Source organism: Arthrobacter sp. P1_A5 (assembly GCF_056406825.1).
Genome location: NZ_JBFTZL010000090.1, coordinates 1 through 14,365 on the forward strand (window position 1 = coordinate 1; position 14,365 = coordinate 14,365).

14 protein-coding genes are annotated in these 14,365 nt (G+C 69.8%); 8 read left to right on the plus strand and 6 right to left on the minus strand.

Annotation, left to right across the window (positions count from 1 at the left end):
• Both AC1D1S_RS12970 and rsmD read left to right on the plus strand, forming a co-directional pair.
• Positions 1-1,540, plus strand: a 1,540-nt coding sequence (locus AC1D1S_RS12970; RefSeq protein WP_476994651.1) for an ATP-dependent DNA helicase RecG, incomplete at its 5' end; no start/stop codon positions are given.
• A 39-nt stretch (positions 1,541-1,579) separates the two neighbouring features.
• Positions 1,580-2,227, plus strand: a complete 648-nt coding sequence (gene rsmD / locus AC1D1S_RS12975) for a 16S rRNA (guanine(966)-N(2))-methyltransferase RsmD (RefSeq protein ID WP_243177153.1) — start codon at positions 1,580-1,582, stop codon at positions 2,225-2,227.
• Here rsmD and AC1D1S_RS12980 read toward each other — a convergent pair.
• The 3 genes from AC1D1S_RS12980 to AC1D1S_RS12990 are packed head-to-tail and all read right to left on the minus strand — an operon-like array spanning position 2,224 to position 5,092.
• Positions 2,224-3,009 carry a spermidine synthase gene (locus tag AC1D1S_RS12980; protein ID WP_243177154.1) on the minus strand — a complete coding sequence of 262 codons (786 nt, stop codon included), beginning with the start codon at positions 3,007-3,009 and terminating at the stop codon, positions 2,224-2,226. The genes rsmD and AC1D1S_RS12980 overlap by 4 nt on opposite strands.
• 2 nt (positions 3,010-3,011) lie before the next feature.
• The gene (locus AC1D1S_RS12985) at positions 3,012-4,220 is read right to left on the minus strand and encodes an aminotransferase class I/II-fold pyridoxal phosphate-dependent enzyme (protein ID WP_476994652.1); all 1,209 of its coding nucleotides are present in this window, start codon (positions 4,218-4,220) and stop codon (positions 3,012-3,014) included.
• Positions 4,217-5,092, minus strand: coding sequence for an SDR family NAD(P)-dependent oxidoreductase (locus AC1D1S_RS12990; RefSeq protein ID WP_476994653.1), 876 nt, complete (start codon positions 5,090-5,092; stop codon positions 4,217-4,219). The genes AC1D1S_RS12985 and AC1D1S_RS12990 overlap by 4 nt, the downstream gene beginning before the upstream one ends.
• A gap of 87 nt (positions 5,093-5,179) precedes the next feature.
• Here AC1D1S_RS12990 and coaD point away from each other — a divergent pair, with 87 nt between their 5' ends.
• The 5 genes from coaD to mutM all read left to right on the plus strand — a co-directional run bounded on the left by coaD (position 5,180) and on the right by mutM (position 8,345).
• The gene (coaD, locus tag AC1D1S_RS12995) at positions 5,180-5,680 is read left to right on the plus strand and encodes a pantetheine-phosphate adenylyltransferase (protein WP_028277957.1); all 501 of its coding nucleotides are present in this window, start codon (positions 5,180-5,182) and stop codon (positions 5,678-5,680) included.
• Positions 5,681-5,855: 175 nt separating this feature from the next.
• Positions 5,856-6,380 (plus strand): YceD family protein, encoded by a 525-nt coding sequence (locus AC1D1S_RS13000; protein WP_079553424.1) that lies wholly within the window; start codon positions 5,856-5,858, stop codon positions 6,378-6,380.
• A 36-nt stretch (positions 6,381-6,416) separates the two neighbouring features.
• On the plus strand, positions 6,417-6,620 hold the full coding sequence (gene rpmF / locus AC1D1S_RS13005; RefSeq protein ID WP_009356569.1) for a 50S ribosomal protein L32: 204 nt from the start codon (positions 6,417-6,419) through the stop codon (positions 6,618-6,620).
• Positions 6,621-6,641: 21 nt separating this feature from the next.
• Positions 6,642-7,364, plus strand: coding sequence for a ribonuclease III (rnc, locus tag AC1D1S_RS13010; RefSeq protein WP_476994654.1), 723 nt, complete (start codon positions 6,642-6,644; stop codon positions 7,362-7,364).
• 9 nt (positions 7,365-7,373) lie between these two features.
• The gene (mutM, locus tag AC1D1S_RS13015; protein WP_476994655.1) at positions 7,374-8,345 is read left to right on the plus strand and encodes a bifunctional DNA-formamidopyrimidine glycosylase/DNA-(apurinic or apyrimidinic site) lyase; all 972 of its coding nucleotides are present in this window, start codon (positions 7,374-7,376) and stop codon (positions 8,343-8,345) included.
• Here the strand turns inward: mutM and AC1D1S_RS13020 are convergent.
• Genes AC1D1S_RS13020 through AC1D1S_RS13030 form a run of 3 tightly spaced genes read right to left on the minus strand, consistent with a single transcriptional unit; the run spans position 8,281 to position 13,042 of the window.
• Positions 8,281-9,318, minus strand: coding sequence for an NAD-dependent epimerase/dehydratase family protein (locus tag AC1D1S_RS13020; protein WP_243177158.1), 1,038 nt, complete (start codon positions 9,316-9,318; stop codon positions 8,281-8,283). The two genes, mutM and AC1D1S_RS13020, sit on opposite strands and share 65 nt — an antisense overlap.
• Positions 9,315-12,026, minus strand: coding sequence for an alpha/beta fold hydrolase (locus AC1D1S_RS13025; RefSeq protein ID WP_476994656.1), 2,712 nt, complete (start codon positions 12,024-12,026; stop codon positions 9,315-9,317). The genes AC1D1S_RS13020 and AC1D1S_RS13025 overlap by 4 nt, the downstream gene beginning before the upstream one ends.
• Positions 12,020-13,042 carry a 3-oxoacyl-ACP synthase III gene (locus tag AC1D1S_RS13030; RefSeq protein ID WP_028277960.1) on the minus strand — a complete coding sequence of 341 codons (1,023 nt, stop codon included), beginning with the start codon at positions 13,040-13,042 and terminating at the stop codon, positions 12,020-12,022. The genes AC1D1S_RS13025 and AC1D1S_RS13030 overlap by 7 nt, the downstream gene beginning before the upstream one ends.
• A 263-nt stretch (positions 13,043-13,305) precedes the next feature.
• On the opposite strand from AC1D1S_RS13030, the gene AC1D1S_RS13035 reads away from it, so the two are divergent.
• On the plus strand, positions 13,306-14,365 hold a 1,060-nt coding region (locus AC1D1S_RS13035; RefSeq protein WP_476994657.1), incomplete at its 3' end, for a chromosome segregation SMC family protein.

Consider the following 14,365-nt stretch of genomic DNA (forward strand, 5'->3'; position numbering starts at 1 on the left):
CTACCAGGAAGCCCTGGTGCTCCAGTCGGCCCTGGCCCGCCGCCGCGCCCAACTCGCCGCCGAGGAAGCGACGGCCCGCCGCCCGGCACCGGACGGGCTGCTGCCCGCCTTCGACCGCCAGCTCCCGTTCACGCTGACCGCCGGCCAGGCCGCCGTCGGCAAGACGCTCTCCGACGAGCTCGCCCAGGACTCGCCCATGAACCGGCTGCTGCAGGGCGAAGTGGGCTCCGGCAAGACGATCGTTGCGCTGCGCGCCATGCTGCAGGTGGTGGACGCCGGGGGACAGGCTGCCCTGCTGGCCCCCACCGAAGTCCTCGCTGCCCAGCACTATGAATCCATCCGGCGCACGCTCGGACCGCTCTCCCGGGACGGGATGCTCGGCGGGTTCGGACCGGACGCCGTCCAGGTCACCCTGCTCACCGGCTCCATGCCCACCGCGGCGCGGAAGCAGGCCATGCTCGACGCCGCCTCCGGAACGGCCGGAATCGTGATCGGCACCCATGCCCTGCTCAGCGACAACGTCTCCTTCTACGACCTTGGCCTGATCGTGGTGGACGAACAGCACCGCTTCGGCGTGGAACAGCGCGACGCCCTCCGGGCCAAGGCCAGCAAACCGCCGCACCTGCTGGTCATGACCGCCACCCCGATTCCCCGGACCGTGGCCATGACCGTGTTCGGCGACCTCGAAACCTCCGTGCTCGATGAGCTGCCCGCCGGCCGCGCCCCGATCTCCACCCACGTGGTGGGGCTCGCGGAACACCCGGGGTGGGCCACCCGGATCTGGTCCCGGTCGCGGGAGGAGATCGACGCCGGCCACCAGGTCTACGTCGTTTGCCCCAAGATCGGCACGGACGACGACGGCGACTTCACCCCGGGCGAGGCCGAACCGTCCGCCGCGGACCTCGAAGGCGAGAACGGTTCCCGGGAACTCGCCTCGGTCACCGGCGTCGTGGAACATCTCCAGGACGAACCGGCCCTGGCCGGGGTGGCTGTGGCGCCGCTGCACGGCAGGCAGGACCCGGTGCTGAAGTCCGAGACCATGGCCTCCTTCACGGCCAACCAGACCAAGCTGCTGGTCTCCACCACCGTGATCGAAGTCGGCGTGGACGTCCACAACGCCACGCTCATGGTGATCCTGGACGCGGACCGTTTTGGCATCTCCCAGCTCCACCAGCTGCGCGGCAGGGTGGGCCGCGGCGGGCTGCCCGGAACCTGCCTGCTGGTCACCACCCTGGAGCCGGGCCATCCGAGCCGGCGCCGCCTGGATGCCGTCGCCGCCACCACGGACGGCTTCGAACTGTCCCAGGAGGACCTCAAGCTCCGCAGGGAGGGCGACATCCTGGGCGCCTCGCAGTCCGGCGGGCGCTCCACGCTGAAGCTGCTGCGCGTGCTCGAACACGAGGACGTGATCGCCCGGGCCCGGCAGGACGCCCAGCGGATCGTGGCCGCCGATCCCGCGCTGGCGGGCCAGCCCCGGCTTGCGGCCGCGATCGATGAATACCTGAACCCCGAGAAGGAGGCGTTCCTTGAACGCGGCTAGGACCACGAGCCAGGCAAACACGTCCGCGGGGGTCCGCGCATGAGCCGGATCATTGCCGGTGCGGCCGGCGGCAGCACGCTGAACAGCGTGCCCGGGAACCTGACACGGCCCACCACCGACCGCGTCAAGGAGGCCCTGTTCTCCCGGCTGGACGCCTTCAACGTCATCGCCGGCGCCCGCGTCCTCGATCTGTACGCGGGATCCGGCTCGCTGGGGGTGGAGAGCGGCAGCCGCGGCGCGGACTCCGTGGACCTGGTCGAATTCGACGCCAAGGCAAGCGCCGTCTGCCAGCGGAACGCCGATCTTGTCAACACTGTCACGGGCCGCAAGGTGGTCTCCGTGCACCGCTCCAAGGTCGAATCCTTCCTCGACCGGGCCGCCGACTCCGCGATCTGGGACCTGGTGTTCCTGGACCCGCCCTACCCCTTGGACGAGCCGGCCCTCGCTGCCGTGCTGGCCAAGCTGGTGCCGCACCTGGGCGAGGGAGCGGTCGTGGTGGTGGAACGCTCGTCCCGGAGCCCCGAGCCGGCATGGCCCCAGGGCATGGAACGGTTTGCCGAGAAGAAGTACGGCGAAACCCGGCTGTGGTTCACCGAGCCCGGCGTGGAAGCCGCGGACGCTGTGGAAGCAGCGGACCTGGCGGCAGTGGACGCTGTGGAAGCAGCGGACCTGGAAGCAGGGGACTAGCCGGCCAGCGCGTCCAAATCGACGCCGGTGAGCAGCCGGGCCGGATGCGGACCGCGCGCCGTGAGCGCCGCCGTCCAGACCTCCGGCCACGGCCCCTGCGTCCCGGTCAGGATGATGTTCCCGGGGTACCGGCCAGTGAACATTCCGGCCTCCGCGAAGGCCGAGACGTCGGCCATGGCCCGGCCCATGGCCGCGATCTGGCTCCGGACCAGGGTCAGTCCGGGTTCGTCGCCCACGTTGACGATCAACACGCCGCGCGGCGTCAGCCKGGCCGCCGCCTCCTGGTAGAACCCGGTRCACGCGATGTGTTCCGGCGCCTCCGGCCCGGAGAAGATGTCCAGGATCACGACGTCGAACCGCAGGCCCGCCGGAAGCCCGGCGAGGGCGTCGCGGGCATCGCCGATCACCGTGTGCAGCTCGGTCCCCTCCGGCAGGGGCAGCTGAGCGAGCACAAAGTCCAGCAGTTCCCGCTCCAGCTCCACCGCGTACTGAACCGAGCCGGGCCGGGTGGCCTGGATGTAGCGGGCCAGGGTCAGGGCCCCGGCGCCCAAGTGCAGCGCCGTGATCGGCTCGCCCCACGGGGCGGCGAGGTCCACCACGTGCCCGATCCTGCGCAGGTATTCGTAGAAGATGTCCGCGGGGTCGGCCAGGTTGACGTGGGACTGCTCGGCGCCGCCGATGCTCAGCACGAAGCCGCCGTCGGTAAAGGCATCCGGTTCGATCACGGCGTGCTGCCCGGTGGTTCGCAGGAACCGCGAGGCCCCGAATTGCTGCCCGGCCATGTTCACAGCCTGTCGCGCAAGGTCGCCAGCCGCTCGGCGGCCTCCTCCAGCACGTGCAGCTGCTTGCAGAACGCGAAGYGGAGCAGGCTGCGGGTGCGTTCGGCGCCGTCGGCGTGGCAGAAGACGGGCACAGGGATCGCGGCGACGCCCACGAGGGCCGGCAGCCTGCGGGCCAGCTCCACGGAATCGGTGATCCCCAGCGGTGAGGTGTCCACGTTGACGAAGTAGGTCCCCTGCGGGGTCAGCACGTCGAGGCCGGCCGCGCGCAGTCCCTCGCTGAGGATGTCGCGCTTGTACCGGAGGGTGTCGGCGATGCCGGCGTAAAACTCGTCCGGAAGCCCCAGGCCCACCGCGATGGCGGCCTGGAAGGGCGTGCCGGAACTGTAGCTAAGGAACTGCTTGACCGTCCGGGCGGCGGCCACGAGCTCCTCCGGCCCGGAGAGCCAGCCGATCTTCCAGCCGGTGAAGGAGAACGTCTTGCCGGCCGAGGAAATGGTCAGCGTGCGCTCCGCCGCCCCGGGCAGCGTCGCGACCGGGATGTGCCGCACACCGAAGGTCAGGTGCTCGTACACTTCGTCGGTGACGATGACGGCGTCGTACTTCGCGGCCAGTTCGACGACGCGCTCGAGCACCTCGCGGGGAAACACCGCCCCGGTCGGGTTGTGCGGATTGTTGATCAGCACCACCTTGGTGCGGTTGCTGAACGCGGCCTCGAGTGCGGCCAGATCYGGCATGAAATCCGGGGCCAGGAGCGGGGCGGTGACGTGCGTGGCGCCGGAGAGCCCGATGATGGCGCCATAGGAGTCGTAGAACGGCTCGAAGGTGAGCACTTCATCTCCCGGACCTACCAGCGCGAGCAGGGCAGCGGCAATGGCCTCCGTGGCGCCGGTAGTGACGATAATTTCGGTCTGCGGATCCGCGGCCAGCCCGTAGAACCGCTGCTGGTGCACCGAGATCGCCTCCCGCAGCGGCAGGATGCCCTTGCCGGGCGCATACTGGTTGGCTCCGGCGGCGATCGCTGCCTGGGCGGCCTCCTTGATCTCCACGGGGCCGTCCTCGTCCGGGAAGCCCTGGCCAAGGTTGATGGCGCCCGTGCTCAGGGCCAGGGTGGTCATCTCCTCGAAGATCGTCACGCCCAGAGAGCCATCGGGGGAGAGCAGGTTGGCGCCGGTTGCGGCGCGCTGCCACGGCAGCGGCATGCGGGRGCTCATCGGGTGCCCGCCTTCTCGTCCCGGCCGGTGAAGCTGTCCATGGTGGTGTAGATCCCAAAGACCTTTCCGCCCACGAAGTCCCACGCCCGCACCGGCAGGATGCCCTTGAGTACTTTCCCCAGCATGGCCATGGCGGGGGCGATCAGCTGCGGCCGCCCGGCGGCCGTAGCACGCCATGCCCTGTCCACGGCATCCTCCGGTGTCATGAGCGGGGTCAGCAGGGGACCCCGGGCTCCCTCGAACATGCCGGTGGAAATGTAGCTGGGGCAGAAGGTGGTGACTTTCAGGTGGCCGTAGCCCTGCTGCTCAAGCTCGAGCCGGAGCGAGTCGCTCCAGCCGATGACGGCCCATTTTGAGGCCGCGTAAACGCTCATCCGCGGATTCGAGACCGTGYCGGCGGCGGAGGCAACGTTGAGGATCCGGCGCGGGCGGCCGGCGCCGGCCATCATGTCCGGCAGGAACTCCAGGGTGACGTACATGGGGGCGAGGGCGTTGATGTCCATGGTCAGGGCGATGTCACGGTCCGGGGCGTGGTCCCAGAAGTACGCGCCGCGGACAATCCCGGCGTTATTGACCAGCAGCGCCAGCGGTCCCTCGGCCCTGACCTCCCGGGCGGCGTCGGCAATCGCGGCGCGATCCGCCAGGTCCACCGTGCGGGGGACGGCGCGGGCGCCCAAAGCGGCGACTTCAACGGCGGTGCCGGCCAGGGCATCGGCGTCGACGTCCCAGAGGATCACTACCTCGGCGCCTTCCCGGGCGGCGCGGAGGGCGTAGAGCCGGCCCATGCCGCTGGCGGCACCGGTGACCAGGACCACGCCGCCGTCCACGGTGAAAGGCGGCGCAGTGACGGGCCGAACAGTGACAGGCCGCACAGTGAAAGGAGAAGTCGCGCGATTGTTCGATGCTGACATTCAGCCATGTTATCCCGGGCTGCGGCGCGGATACGGTAGGTTCGGAGCATGAGACGCGCTGTTTGCCCTGGCTCTTTTGACCCCATCCACAACGGACACCTGGAAGTCATTGCGCGTGCCGCGGGCCTCTTCGACGAGGTGATCGTGGCCGTATCCACGAACTATTCCAAGAAGTACCGCTTCAGCCTGGAGGAGCGGATCGACATGGCCAGGGAAACGTTCGCGTCCTTGCGCGGGATCGTGGTTGAACCCGTGGGGGAGGGTCTCCTGGCCGAGTACTGCCGGCAGCGCGGTGTGTCGGCGATCGTCAAGGGCCTGCGTTCGTCCTCGGACTTTGACTACGAGCTGCCGATGGCCACGATGAACCGGCAGCTGACCGGCGTCGAGACGGTGTTCCTGCCGGCGGAAGGCCACTACCTGCACCTGTCCTCCACCCTCATCAAAGAGGTCTTCGCCCTCGGCGGGGACGTCTCGGACTTTGTTCCCCGCTCCGTGCTGAAACGGCTGGCCCCGGGCGAGCCGGTCCCGAACAGGGCGCGCAAAGTGTAAGCTTGACCGGTACTCGGCGGCCTGTCGCCGGTTGCGTGGCCCGAATCCGAGGCCGCTTGTGGTGTGAACCGCCGGCGTGCCCCCCGGTTTGAGTCCGTCCGGAAGTTCAGGCTAAGATAGTACGTCGGTCATATGTTCAACAGGAGTTCTCATTAAACGAGATGCTAGTTCGCCCTTGGCGTTCGACGTCAAGGACCTCGGACGCAGTCCGGGAAGCATGCGGACGCTGACGGAACATGTACCCGCGCCAAGTGATCTTGGCGTGGCGCTCATTGGCGTGCAGGAAGGCTCGGATGTCGAGCTGGACCTGCGGCTTGAGGCCGTACACGAAGGAATTCTGGTATCAGGAACCGCGCACGTCGAAGTTACTGGCGAATGCGGCCGATGCCTGGATCCCCTTGCGTATGACCAAGAGGTTGATGTGCAAGAACTTTTCTTCTACGAGGATGCTGTGTTCTCCGACGAAGAAGACGAAGAAGAGCAACGTCGAGTCGAGCACGATCTGATCGATCTTGAGCCGGTGTTGCGGGACGCAGTTGTCACCATACTGCCGTTCCAGCCGGTGTGCCGGGAAGACTGCCAGGGCCTTTGCTCCGAATGTGGAGTGCGCCTGGAAGACGAGCCGGGGCATCACCACGAGGTCGTAGATCCTCGCTGGGCCGCCCTGGCTGACTTGGCTAAGCCTGACCGGCAAAACTGATTTGTAAGTGTTTTTCTAGAGAGAAATGAGTTAGCCGTGGCTGTCCCGAAGCGGAAAATGTCTCGCTCGAATACCCGCGCCCGCCGCTCCCAGTGGAAGGCAACTGCCCCCCACCTGGTGAAGACTGTCGAGAACGGCCAGGTCACGTACAGCCTGCCGCACCAGGCAAAGGTCGTTACCGACTCGGCTGGCACTGCGCTGTTCCTTGAGTACAAGGGCCGCAAGGTCGCAGACGTCTAATCCGCCAACAGGCTGAAAAAGATGTCTTCAACTGAAGAGCTTCTGAAGCGTCTCGGTGTCACTATTGACGCCGGGACGCTTCGTCTTGCGCTCACACACCGTTCCTACGCCTACGAAAACGGCGGCATCCCCACCAACGAACGGCTCGAGTTCCTGGGCGACTCCATCCTGGGGTTCTCCGTAACGGACGCGCTGTACCGTGACAACCCCACGCTGCCCGAAGGCGACCTGGCCAAGCGCCGCTCCGCCGTCGTCAGCACCCGGGCGCTGGCCGGCATCGGCCGCAGCATCGGGCTGGGGGAGTTCATCTACCTTGGACAGGGCGAAAAGCTCACCGAAGGCAAGAACAAGGCCTCCATCCTGGCGGACACCATGGAGGCGCTGATCGGCGCCACCTACCTCTCCAACGACATCGAGACGGCCCGGCAGCTGGTCATGCGGCTGGTCGGCCCGCTGTTGAAGGACGCCGCCRCCCTCGGCGCGGGCACCGACTGGAAGACTTCCATCCAGGAGCTCGCCGCCAGCCGGCAGCTTGGGACCATCAACTACGCGGTCGACGGCTCCGGGCCGGACCACGCCCGGACGTTCGAAGCCGTGCTGCGGATCGGCGGCACGGACTACGGCACCGGCACCGGCAACTCCAAGAAAGAGGCCGAACAGGAAGCCGCCGCCGACGCCTGGCGCCGGCTGACCGCCCCGGCCRCGCCGGATCCGCAGCAGCTGCAGTCCCAGACCGGCAGCTAGGCAGCGGCATTGCCTGAACTGCCCGAGGTCGAGGTGGTCCGGCGCGGCCTGGTGAGCTGGGTGCGCGGCCGGACCATCACCTCCGTCGAGGTCCTGGACCCGCGCTCCCTGCGCCGGCACGCCCTGGGACCGGAAGACTTTGCCGGCAACCTTGAAGGCGCACGGGTCCTGGACGTGGTCCGCCGCGGCAAATTCCTGTGGATGCCGCTGGCGGACACGCCCGCCCCGCCCGGAAACGGTACCCCGGCCGGCGGGCCGGGCACCGCCGTCGCGCTCATGGCCCATCTGGGCATGTCCGGCCAGCTGCTCATGCAGGACCCCGGCGTTCCGGATGAAAAACACCTGAAGGTCAGGCTGCGGCTCAGCCCAGCCGACGGCATGCCCGGACAGCTCCGGTTCGTGGACCAGCGCATCTTCGGCGGCCTGTTCCTGACCACGCTGATCCCCACCGACGACGGCGGCCCTGGCGGCCTCGCCGAAACGCCGCTGCCGCTCATCGCCGAGGAAGCCGCGCACATTGCCCGTGACCCGATGGATCCCTGGTTCTCCTTCGAGACCTTCTACCGGCGCCTGCGGGCCCGCAAAACCGGGCTCAAGCGGGCGCTGCTGGACCAGGGCCTGGTGTCCGGGATCGGCAACATCTACGCGGACGAGGCCCTCTGGACGGCGCGGCTGCACTACGCCCGGCCCACCGACACCCTGCGCCGCCCCGATGCGCTGCGGGTCCTCGACGCCGCCCGTGCGGTCATGACAGATGCCCTGGCCGCCGGCGGCACGAGCTTCGATTCGCTCTACGTCAACGTCAACGGAGCCTCCGGGTACTTCGACCGTTCCCTGAACGCCTACGGCCGGGAGGGGCTCGAGTGCAAACGCTGCGCCGCCGCCGGCCGGGTCAGCCGGCTCTTGCGGGAACAGTTCATGAACCGGTCCTCGTACACCTGCCCCGTCTGCCAGCCCCGGCCGCGGAACGGGCGCTGGTAGGGGGAATCCGGGCGTAGTGCCCGGCCAGCCTCGCCAGGCCCTCGTCAAGCGAAACGGCGGGGGACCAGTTGAGGAGTTCACGGGTCTCGCGCTGGTCGAACCAGTGGGCGGTGGAGAGCTGCTCAGCGAGGAATCTGGTCATCGGCGGCTCCCCGGACCGGCCCGACCGGGACCACACCTTCTCCACCACCGATCCCGCAGCCCGCGCGAGGCTGCCCGGCACCGTCCACGACGGCGCAGGGACGCCGCCCGCGGCGCAAATGCCCGCCAGCAGCTCACCGACCGGGCGGGGTTCGCCGTTGCTGACCACGAGCGCCCGGCCGCGGATGTACTCCATCCGGTCAAGCGCGGCGACGATGGCCGAAGCGGCGTTGTCCACGTAGGTCGTGTCGATCAGGGCCGCACCGGCGTCGAGCAGCGGTAGGCGGCCGCGGCTGGCACGTTCCAGCACCCGTTCCACCAGCTGCGTGTCACCCGGGCCCCAGACGATGTGCGGGCGCACCGCCGTGACCCGGAAACCCGGCGAGTCCGCGGCCAGCGCCAGCAGTTCGGCCTCGGCCTTCGTGCGGGAGTAGTCACCGTGCGCGCGGACCGGGTCCGCCGCCTCGGCGCCCAGCCCGGCGATGGCGGCCCCGGAATTGGCCACAGACGGGGAGGAGACAAACACCAGCTCCCGCACACCGGCCTCGCGGGCGGCCCGGAGCAGGCGGCGCGTGCCTTCGACATTGACCTCGTCGAACTCCGCGGCGCGGCCGGTGAAGGAGACCTTCGCGGCCAGGTGGATGACGCCCTCGGCGCCGGAGACGGCGCGGCGCACGGCGGCCTCGTCAGTAACGGACCCTTGGAGGTCCGTGGCGCCGTCGACGCCGGAGGGGCGGCGCTGGAACGTGCTGACGGCGTGGCCCTGCCGCACCAGCAGCCGCGCGACTTCCCCGCCGAGCAGTCCGCTGGCGCCGGTGACGAGGACCCTCATGGCGTGCCCGGACGGCCGCCGGCCAGCACCGCCGAAGCCCACCGGGCCAGTCGGCTCCTGTCGATCTTGGCGTTGTGGCGGATGTCGGTCGGCTGGGAGGGGACAGCGAGCACGGCGGAGACGCTGACCCCTGCCGCGCGGGCGGCGTCCCGTACGCGGCCCGCCAGCTGAGGGGCGGCCAGACCGGCCCGGCGGACCGGCGGAACGGTTTCGACGACGGCGACGACAGCCTGGGTCCCGGACGGACCGACCCCGACGACGGCTGCCATCCCGACGTCGTCCAGGCGTTCGATGGCCTGCTCGGCGCCCACCGGAGTCACCACCGCGCCCGGAGCCGTCACGACGTGCACGAGGCGTCCTTCCACCCAGAGCCGGCCGGCGGCGTCGAGGTGCCCCACATCGCCGGTGCGGTGCCATCCGGCCGTGCGGACGCTCTCGCGCTGGGTCAGCCAGAGCCGGTCGTAGGCTTCTTTCACGTGCGGGGCCCTGATGAGGATCTCCCCGCTCACTCCGGCCTCCCTGACGGGCTCGTTCCCGGGTGCGGTGCCGTCCGCGGCCAGCGGGATGATGGCCACGCGGGCGCCCTGTACCGGCCGGCCCACGCACACGCCGTTGCCGGCGCCTGCCATGGTTCCGGCGGCGGCGTCGGCCGCGGCGGCACGGATCTGTTCGAGGCTGATGTCCGTGACGGGCAGCGCCTCGGTCATCCCGTACGGGGTGTGCAGCGAGGCCCGCGGCAGCAGCCGCTGCACCTCTGCGAGAAGGGCTTCAGGGACCGGCGCGCCGGCGGAGAGCAGCAGCTCCACGCGCCCCAGGGCCTCGTGTCCGGCCCGGCTCAGGCCGGCCCGGGTGGCCAGGACGTTGCGCAGCGCCGCGGGGGAGGCGAAGACCACCGTGGCGTCGATGGCTGCTGCGGCGTGCGCCAGCGCGCTGGCCGTCAGGGTGCGGGGGGCGGTGACGTCCATGGCGGGCGTTACCGAAACGGCTCCGAGCGCCGGTCCCAGCAGGGCGAACGGCGCGAAGCCCGCCACCAGGCGTGCGCCCGGGCGGATCTCCAGCGTCGCGGCCACGGCATCGCGCATCGCCGCCAGCCGCCCGTGCGTGTAGACCACGCCCTTGGCGGGCCCCGTGGAACCGGAGGTGAACAGCACCGCGGCGGGGGCGTCCGGGTCCGGAACCGGGGCCGTGCCCGGGCGAGGGAGTCCGGGGCTGAGGCCGGCTCCGCGGCGGGCAAGAGCAGCCAGGGAGGTCTCGACGGCGAGGAGCCCGCGGCGCCGGGCCGGCAGGTCCCGCACACTGATGCGCCGTCCCGGCCAGCCAAGTACCGCGGCGGCCGCCAGGGCCTTGTCGATTCCGATGAGGAAGTCGGGGGTGRCGCCCTTCACCGCACGGCTCAGGCCGCGGGTACCCAGGCCGGCGTCGGCCACGATGACCACCGCGCCGAGCCGCAGGCAGGCGTAGAGGACCACGGTCAGGTCCACGCCCGGGGGAACCATCAGGCTCACCCGGGTGCCGTTCCCTACACCGGCGTCCTGCAGGCCCGCAGCGAGGGCGGCGATGTTCTGTTCGAGCTCCTGCCAGCTGAGCGAGCGGGCGACGCTGCCGTCCGTGGCCATTTCCGCGACGGCGGTATCCCCGGCCGCTGGTCCCGCCGCCAGCTCGGCGAGGGGCGCCCACAGGGGCGGGACCCCGGCGCCGGGCTTCAGGGGCCCTGTCCCGAATTCCAGCATCGAGTCGTCGGCCGGGCCGTCGGCCAGTTCGTTGGCCGGCCCGCTGTCCGGGCCGCACCCGGCCAGCCACTCGAAGACGGGCGCGGCGATGTCCCTGTCTTCCGCGACCAGGTGGCCGGCACCCTCGAAGCGGTGAACTTTCGCGTCCGGCAGCCGGCCGATGAGGTCCTTGAGGTACCGGTCGGAAAAGATCGGATCGCGCGGGCCCCAGAGCATCAGGGCCGGAACCCTCAGCCCGCGCACCCCTTCCGCGACGCGGCTGAGCGTCGRAAAGCTGGGGTGGGACGCGTCGGCGGGAATGTCCGCGACAAAGTTCCCCACGCCGGCGCGGCGGCCGGCGCCGCGGTAGGGGGCCATGAAGGCGCCACGGACATCGGCGGCGAGCGGTGGGTGGGCCAGGGCATGCGTCACGCGCAGGAAGGTGTCCGTCCCCGTCGTTCCCCAGCGGTGCACGGCAGGGTGCAAGGCAAGCCGCAGTGCAGGCGGGATGCGGGCGCCGGAGGGCTGGTGCACGGCTGTGTTGGTCAGCACGACGCCAGCGAGCTGCTGCGGATGGGCCACGGCCCAGCCCAGGCTGATCACGCCGCCCCAGTCGTGGCCGACGGTGACGACCGGGCCGTCCAGGCCGAGCGACGCGGTGAGGTCGCCCAGGTCGTTGATCCGGTCCTCCAGGCGCCGGAACGTGCCGGTGCGCTCGGAGAAGCCCATGTCCAGCTGGTCCACGGCCACCACGCGCCACGGATGTGCGGGGTCGGATCCGGCGGCCAGCAGGGTCCGCCACAGGTAGGACCACGTCGGGTTGCCATGCACGCACAGCAGGGTGCCGGCAGGTGTCAGGCCGCGGCGCGCGAGCTGGGCACCGTTGTCCAGCAGGTGCCAGCGGCGCACGGTGCGGGGCTCATCCGCGGCGGAGGTGGAAGCCACATCGATTTCGCGCGACCACTCGGGGTCGACGCCGGGCCAGTCGGCGGCTACCAAACGATTTCCACCATGGCGGTGTTCAGGCCGGAACCGACGCCCATGCACAGCACGCGATCCCCGGCCGCGAGAGTCTGCGCTTCGGCCGCGAGGGTCATGGGGAGGGAGGCCGGGCCCACATTGCCCCAGTGCGGGAACGTGATCGGCACCTTGTCCGGGTCCAGGTCAATGGCGTTGATGATGGCCTGGGTATAGGCATTGCTCACCTGGTGCGTGACATACCGGTCCATCGAGGCCCAGTCCCACTCCGGCTGGGCCTCGTGCCAGGCATCGACCACGAGCTGCAGGCCGCCGTCGAGCAGGCCTTTGGTGTCGGTGGCCATGCCGTCAATGCTGCCCACGCACAGTTCATGGTGCTCGGTGCCGGCACGCATCACGCCGCCGAGGACCCGGTGCGCCCCGGGGTGCTCGTCCGCCGGGCCCAGGACGGCCGCAGCCGCTCCGGAGCCGAGCGTCAGTGTGGCGAACTCGCGGTTGAAGTCCTCGCGGGTCGTCTCGGGCCGCTGCAGCCGGGCCAGGGTGGCCTCCTGCGTTGCCTGGGCGTCTTCACCGTTGACGATCATCGCGTACTTGATCTGGCCGGAGTCGATCATGTTGGCCGCCAGGGTCATGCCGTTGACGAATCCAAGGCAGGCGTTGGCCAGATCAAAGTTCATGGCCGACGAAGGCAGGCGCAGTCCGTGATGGATCTTTACCGCGACGGACGGTTCGAGGTTGCGCCGCGTCACGGAGGTGTTGATCAGCAGGCCAATCTCGGACGCTTCGATGCCGGACTCGGCCAGGGCCTTTGCACCCGCCTCGATGGCTGCGTCGTCGAACGATGTCCCGGGGGCCCACCAGCGCCGGTGCGTGATGCCCGCGACCCGTTCGAGCAGTTTCGGGGGGACCCTCAGCCGCCGCAGGGTCGAAGCCAGCCTGCGGTCGAAATCCATGGAACTGACGATCGTCGGAGCTTCGACGCTGCTTACCGAAAGTAGAGCGGTGTTGCTGTGCCGGAATGTTGCATTGCCTACCAATTCAAGCCCCTGTTCATGTCCGTCCTGCGCTCCGGCGGTGGCCGCTCACAAGCCCGAGAGCTTAACTATGCCCCGTGCAGGTCAATTCCCGCATATGCGGCCTCCGCCATCTGCGGCGGCTTCGCGCTGGTTCTGCGCGGAATGACCGCAGATGCGCAGTAGATTGTATGTATCCGGGGCCGCCCCGAACCCCCCCGCGTCCGTCCGAATCATGCTTTCGTCGGACAGCGGGCCAGTCCGCCGACCAGGAGAACCGAAGCGCCTTGCACCTGAAAAGTCTGACCGTCCGGGGATTCAAGTCGTTCGCCTCGGCGACGACCTTTGAATTCGAACCGGGCGTCACCGCCGTGGTGGGCCCCAACGGCTCGGGCAAATCCAACGTGGTGGACGCGCTGGCCTGGGTCATGGGCGAACAGGGAGCCAAGACCCTCCGCGGCGGCAAGATGGAAGACGTGATCTTTGCCGGCACCTCGGGCCGGCCGCCCCTGGGCCGGGCGCACGTCTCGCTGACCATCGATAACAGCGACGGCGCCCTCCCGATCGAATACAGCGAGGTCACGATCTCGCGCACGCTGTTCCGGACCGGCGGCTCGGAATACGCCATCAACGGCGCGGGATGCCGGCTGCTCGATATCCAGGAGCTGCTCTCCGACTCGGGGCTGGGCCGCGAGATGCACGTGATTGTCGGCCAGGGCCAGCTGGACAAGGTCCTGCACGCCACCCCCGAGGACCGGCGCGGCTTCATCGAGGAGGCCGCCGGCATCCTCAAACACCGCCGCCGCAAGGAAAAGACGGTCCGCAAACTCGAAGCCATGCAGGCCAACCTGTCCCGGCTCAGCGACCTCACCGGCGAAATCCGGCGGCAGCTGACCCCGCTGGGCAAACAGGCCGAGGTGGCCCGGCGCGCCCAGAGCGTCCAGTTCGAGGTCCGTGACGCCCGCTCACGGCTCCTGGCCGACGACCTCGTTGCGCTGCAGTCCRCGCTGGCGCAGGACGTGGCGGATGAATCGGAGCTCAAGGCACGCCGCGCCGTCGTCGAACGCGACCTCGAGGCGGGGCGGCAGCGCCAGGCCGTCCTCGAAGGGCTCGCAGCCGAGGCCACGCCCGCGCTGAACGCCGCGCGGGAGAACTGGTATTCGCTCTCCACCGGTCGCGAACGGCTCCGTTCMCTCGGCTCGCTCGCCGAGGAACGCCGCCGCCTGCTCGGCGCCGCGGATGTGGTTCCGGACACCGGCCGGGACCCGGACCAGCTGGAGCAGCAGGCCGCCCGCGTCCGCGACGAGCAGGCCGGGCTGGAACGGCAGATCCTGGACCGCACCGAGG